We start from the raw sequence: 5,146 nt of genomic DNA, 5'->3' as shown, positions 1-5,146 counted from the left end.
TGTTCCGTGACCGCGCGATGTCCGGCATCGTGAAGATCTTGTGGATCATCTTCTTGATCGTATTGCCCTACCTGGCTGCGTTTGTCTATCTGATAGTCCGTGGCCGCGGCATGGCGGAGCGCCAGGTTGAAGCCCAGCATGCGGCGAGGCAGGCCACCGACGAATACATTCGTGAGGTGGCGGGGAAGTCCGCTGGAGATCAGATCGCCGACGCGAAGGCATTGCTCGATGCAGGCACGATCAGCCAGTCCGAGTTCGACGTTCTGAAAGCGAAGGCTCTGGGCTGACCAGTGGACTTCTGAAGTGCCGGGCGACGTCGAGGAGTGCGATTGCGGTGGGATCACGTCGTCAGAACACTCATCCGCTTCTCGGATTTGGACTCGATAGAGACGAGGCCTGAAGGACGGGCGGCCTAGAGGTACTCGTGGCCGTGTCCACATTCGAGGCCGTCTGGGGCCGATCGTGGACATCGATTCATGCAATGGAAGACCCGATACCGCTTGCCCGGGGGCAACGACGCGAAGCCTGCGTGGGCGTCCTTGATCTCGTATCCAATCGGACCGTGGCAGAACGAACATGATCTGGTCTCATCGCGTCCCTTTTCCATGCATCGATCGTAAGGTGTTTCAAGGACGGTAAAGCAGAGAAATCACATCCCTACTGTGAACGATTCCCCGACGTCGTTGTGGCCGCAGACCCTGGTACGGGACCGGCCCGTGCGCCATCTCCTCGAGTTGGCTGACGAGGCCCAGATGATCATGCTCGGCAGTTGGGGGTCGGGGCGGCGTTTCAGGGTGACCCTCAGCTCGACAATTGCAGCCCTGCTGCCACGACCCCGTGCCCTGTCCGGATCGCCCGGCCGCGCTCCAGCGACTGGTGCACCGACCTGATTCTGCCGTCAGGACTAGGCAGAGCGAGGCGGGTTCGGCCTTCCTCGATTGAAGGCAGGAACGAGATCCACTTCGCCTTCGACGCCGACGTGGAGCGTGGCCTTGGAAGGTCGTTGCGGAGATGATCTCGCTCAGAGCGGGCGCAGCGTAACCTCCGCGTGCGAACCACTCGGCAGCCTCTAGGAAGTCACATGCTGGGATCACTGGGCGGCGCCGTGTCGACAGTGCACATCAAGCCGAACTGCGGTGGTGGTCGGCATATCCGGTTCCCCAAGGGCGTGCCTGCAGACGCACTACTGTCCGAACGATCGGCGCTGACCCAGACCGGGAGGCACGGCGCGGGAAAGACCCGGGTGTTCGCCATGGCACGGCGGCATCGCAGTGATGACGGCGTACCAATGACGGGAATTTGGACTACGTCACGAGGGTAGTGACGGCTGCGAAGTAGATCATGATCGACAGCAGGTCTTGAACGACAGTAGCGAGCGGACCCGAACCGAAGGCGGGGTCCTTGCCGAGCTGTTGCAGAAGCCAGGGCAACACCATTGCCACTGTCGTGGCAATCGCACCCGGCGTCGAGAGCACCAGATCCAACAGAAGTCGGCCAGTTCGGCACTTGTCACCCGGCTTCGCCCGTCCCAGGTCATGTACGTCACCAACAACGAACCGGCCATCGCTCCAAGGTCAGATCGGCGCGTCCGGCGACGGAGGAGTCGATGTGGATTCTCACATGGCGACAGACGGCACGAATGAAGGCGGGGAACGTTGCGTGTGTGCGCCTCTGCAGCACTCCGCACGATGACGGCTCGGTGAACACTGTGCGCGCGCAGGCGAGGATCGGCTCGGAAGAACTCTGCGGCAGCGAGGAAAACAGCGTGCAGAAACTCCCGAACGTTCCTGGCGGATGTCACCGCAACGACGGTCGCGGCGAGGTCGGACACCACGGACTCGTGCACCGTGACGATGAGATCGTCACCCCCGTCGAATGTCTCGCAGAAGTACTTGACGCTCAGGTTCGCGTGCCGACACGCCGCCCGTCACATTGTGGACGACTCCTCCTTCACCAACTTCATTTGGTCTCCGCAACAGATCTCCGAGTGCGGCATGTCATCACTGCACGGACATGCTTTCTCGTAGACGAGCTGAGCCCCACACTTTTCGCAGGCGTAGCGATCTCCGGCGTTTCTCGCCATCTCGGCCTCCAGCGTCTCGCGGTCAGTTCTTACGTTAGGGCCCCAGTGCTGGACGCACAACAAATACCGAACAGAACCACAATGGAGCTCGATTCACAGGTACAGGACTGCACCAGCGGGACTTGTCCGACGTCACAGCCGGGCCACGACCTCCAGGCTTCGGCGAAGCGTGCACATCACCCCATCACCCTGTGCGCAGGCGGAAACCGACGCCTCGAACGGTATGGATGAGGTGCGGCGCACCGTGGGATTCCAATTTGCGGCGGAGCAGGTAGACGCATGTGTTGAGGACATTGCTCCCGTCTTCGGGGGACAGACCCCACACCGACTCCAGCAACTGCCCGCGACTGACGACCCGGTCAGCATGCGTGGCGAGAACGGTGATCAGTTCGAGTTCCGTTCGTGTCAGCGGAATGCGGGCATCACGCGTCCGCACGGTGCGGCACTCGGTGTCGAGGGCAAATCCGTCGAGCACCGCCGACCGCATGGAAGCTCTGGACGGACCGATGCGTCGGAGAAGTGCACGAACCCTGGCCACTGTCTCGTCAACGGACGTCGGGGTGCCGAGAACTTCATCGGCACCGGCCGCGAAATAGGCGCATACGGTTTCGTCGTCGCGTACCGGGAACTCACCGATCACAAGAATTCCGGGGACGAGCCGGGCAGCTCTCAGTGAGCGGACCAGTTCGAGACCGGGGACGGTCGACAATCGTGCATCGAGGACCATCACATCCGGTGACTCTGCGCTGCGTCCTCTCGGCACGGTCTGCCCGGTTCTCACGCGAACACCGGCTCCACGAAGCCGCGCAACGAGCGGTTGCTCGGCCTCCGCGGTAACAACACGTACGGTCCCGGGAACGACGGTAGTCACGTCCATTCCAGCGCCTTTCTTCCGTGACCGACGGGCACCACAGAGGCGTCGCATTTCGTCGTCGCGCTCGGGGGTGAAAGCGTGGTTGTCGGCTGCCGTCGACATCGCAGCACTCCCGACCTCCGTTACACGACTGCCATCGATCACCCCTTTGGCGGCGCAACCTCTCAGCGAGAGGTCCGCCCACGGCGGGATGCGCAGTCGGGAGTCATCCGTACCGAAATGCGTCGAAGCAGATCCGGGCACCCGGTGCACGTTCCCGCGGTGCGATGATGAGCACGAGAGCAACGGATCGATGCGCGAAAATAACGCGGAGGTAAAGATCACAGTGACCGAAGATTCGGACGTCGAACAAGCTCGGGTATTTCTGGCGATGTTGACCGCTGAGCTGGCTCAGGCGAGCAACGCCCTCGAGGTGCACTCGATGCAGCATGCAGACGGTGCCGCAGCCGCAAAGGCCCCCGCGCTTCAGTCGACGATCAGGGACCTCAACCGGATGATCACCCGCCTCTGTTCGCGCTATCCGAACATGCGCGAGGGCACGGGAGACAACCACATCCGGTGACGGCTCACTTGCCGAATCTTCTCCACGGTCGGATCACTGAGCTCTCCCGGATTCTCGGCGTCGAGATGGCGAAGCACCCGTTCGAAATACTCCGTCGGGGTCAGCCCGAAATGGGTGTAGATCTCGTCGTCCGGACCGCCACCGTAATGACGCCATCGGACAGCGAACTCAACCAACTCTGCCGTCGGCCTGTCGTCCGCCACTGTATCTCCGGTCCGAGACATCCGCTTCCCCTCACTGCGCGCTGACATTCCCATGTCGGTGGTGAATTCCACGATGTCACTGTCCTGTTGCCGGAATCTGTCGACGAAGGGCCTACAGCCACAATCCGTGTTGAACTTCTTGTGCACGAAAAGGAATCACACGGTTAATTCTTGGTGACGGGGAGCTATGACTCGGCATCCACGCGGCGTGCACTTGATTCGATCCTCGCTGGAATGGAACCAGGATAGACCTTCCGGTGTACCCGGTCATCGCCGGAGTGGCTTGCGGGTGTCGCGATGCAACCGATTCCGGCGTACCCGGTTGCCTCATGTCGAGAAGCCCGCGAAGTCAGGGGTGTCATAGCGGAGATCCCCGACGGTGGTGCGTACTACGGCCCAGTTCTTCTGCTCGACGTGTGCCCCGTCGTTGGAGTTGCCGGGACGCGAGCGGGTGAAGGTGATCTGTCGTTTGTCGCACCAGTCGAGTAGGTGGTGGTTGATGAACTCGCTGCCGTTGTCGGAGTCGACGCCGAGGAGCGGGAACGGCATGATGGCGGCGATCTCGTCGAGTGCGGCGATGACCCATTTGCGAGCCTTGTTGCGCACACTGCGGTTCACGGCCGCGCCGGTCGCGATATCGGTGACCGTCAGCGTGTAGGCGTGCTCACCGACGGCGTCGCGCCCTCGTGGCCGACCAGGTGGATCTCGGGCGTTCCCCGACGTCGCGCGACACCACCTGCACCCACCAGCGCTGCTCATGACCGTGTGTCGAATCAGTGTGAGAACAGGACTCCCATCGATACGATCGCCACCCTCGCGCACACCACGCCGACAATCACCTGTTGTTCAACAACCTTTCAATGATCGTGTCAAGCCGCTGCTGCGATGTTGCGGGGTGAGTCGGGTTGCCAGACAGATGGTTGCCTGGATGGGACGTTTGCCTTGGGCGCGAGACCGGTGCGAGTCCGGCCCAGGCGACGAGTTGGTCTGCCGAACCGATCAGGGCGGGATCGCCGACAGCGGCGAGGAACTCGACGCCGAGCCGGAAACCCATGCCGGGCAAACTCACAATCGCTTCGGCCAGAGGGTGTCGGCGAAATCGGTCCTCGATCGCAGCGTCCGCGGTTTTGATGCGCTCATCGAGGGTGATCACCCCCTGCGCCAGCTCGGCAACCAGCGTGGCGGCGACGTCCTGACACGGTCCGCCTTCTGCACGAGCAACTCTCCGAGCACGACGCATTGCGCTTCTTCTCTCCCCTGCCGACACATCTCGACGATCTCGTCGCCATGCTGTGCCGACAAGACGCCACACACACCGGGGTGCGGGCCGGGCGCAGGGGCCGGACCGATCAACTCGTGGGGCGGTTCACAGGCAGCCTGGTGGCGAGAACAGCGGCCTGGGTTCGTCGTTCGACCCCCAGCTT

Annotated in this window: 4 protein-coding genes and 3 pseudogenes; 2 read left to right on the top strand and 5 right to left on the bottom strand. The window is 62.4% G+C overall.

Going from position 1 to position 5,146, the window contains the following annotated elements; genetic code table 11:
- A partial coding sequence (locus WAW17_RS28610) for an SHOCT domain-containing protein (RefSeq protein WP_422336234.1) occupies nt 1-287 on the top strand: 287 nt, incomplete at its 5' end.
- 1,017 nt (nt 288-1,304) lie between these two features.
- Here the strand turns inward: WAW17_RS28610 and WAW17_RS28605 are convergent.
- A pseudogene (locus WAW17_RS28605) lies at nt 1,305-1,457 on the bottom strand (magnesium transporter); the annotation flags it as partial.
- A gap of 810 nt (nt 1,458-2,267) precedes the next feature.
- The gene (locus tag WAW17_RS28600; protein WP_422336233.1) at nt 2,268-2,864 is read right to left on the bottom strand and encodes a winged helix-turn-helix transcriptional regulator; all 597 of its coding nucleotides are present in this window, start codon (nt 2,862-2,864) and stop codon (nt 2,268-2,270) included.
- Between the two features lie 418 nt (nt 2,865-3,282).
- Between WAW17_RS28600 and WAW17_RS28595 the strand changes: the two genes are divergently transcribed.
- Nucleotides 3,283-3,519: a hypothetical protein gene (locus WAW17_RS28595; protein WP_422336232.1), complete on the top strand. Its 237-nt coding sequence runs from the start codon at nt 3,283-3,285 to the stop codon at nt 3,517-3,519.
- Here the strand turns inward: WAW17_RS28595 and WAW17_RS28590 are convergent.
- From WAW17_RS28590 to WAW17_RS28580, 3 genes and pseudogenes are all read right to left on the bottom strand, one after another.
- Nucleotides 3,474-3,794: a hypothetical protein gene (locus WAW17_RS28590; RefSeq protein WP_422336231.1), complete on the bottom strand. Its 321-nt coding sequence runs from the start codon at nt 3,792-3,794 to the stop codon at nt 3,474-3,476. The two genes, WAW17_RS28595 and WAW17_RS28590, sit on opposite strands and share 46 nt — an antisense overlap.
- Before the next feature lie 282 nt (nt 3,795-4,076).
- A pseudogene (locus tag WAW17_RS28585) lies at nt 4,077-4,438 on the bottom strand (integrase catalytic domain-containing protein); the annotation flags it as partial.
- A 230-nt stretch (nt 4,439-4,668) separates the two neighbouring features.
- Nucleotides 4,669-4,983 (bottom strand): annotated as a pseudogene (locus tag WAW17_RS28580) (transposase); the annotation flags it as partial.
- Nucleotides 4,984-5,146: the final 163 nt, after the last annotated feature.

The sequence above is a fragment of the Rhodococcus sp. (in: high G+C Gram-positive bacteria) genome (genome assembly GCF_049286785.1).
Lineage (GTDB): Bacteria > Actinomycetota > Actinomycetes > Mycobacteriales > Mycobacteriaceae > Rhodococcus_F.
This window is presented reverse-complemented; position numbering and strand designations above follow the sequence as displayed.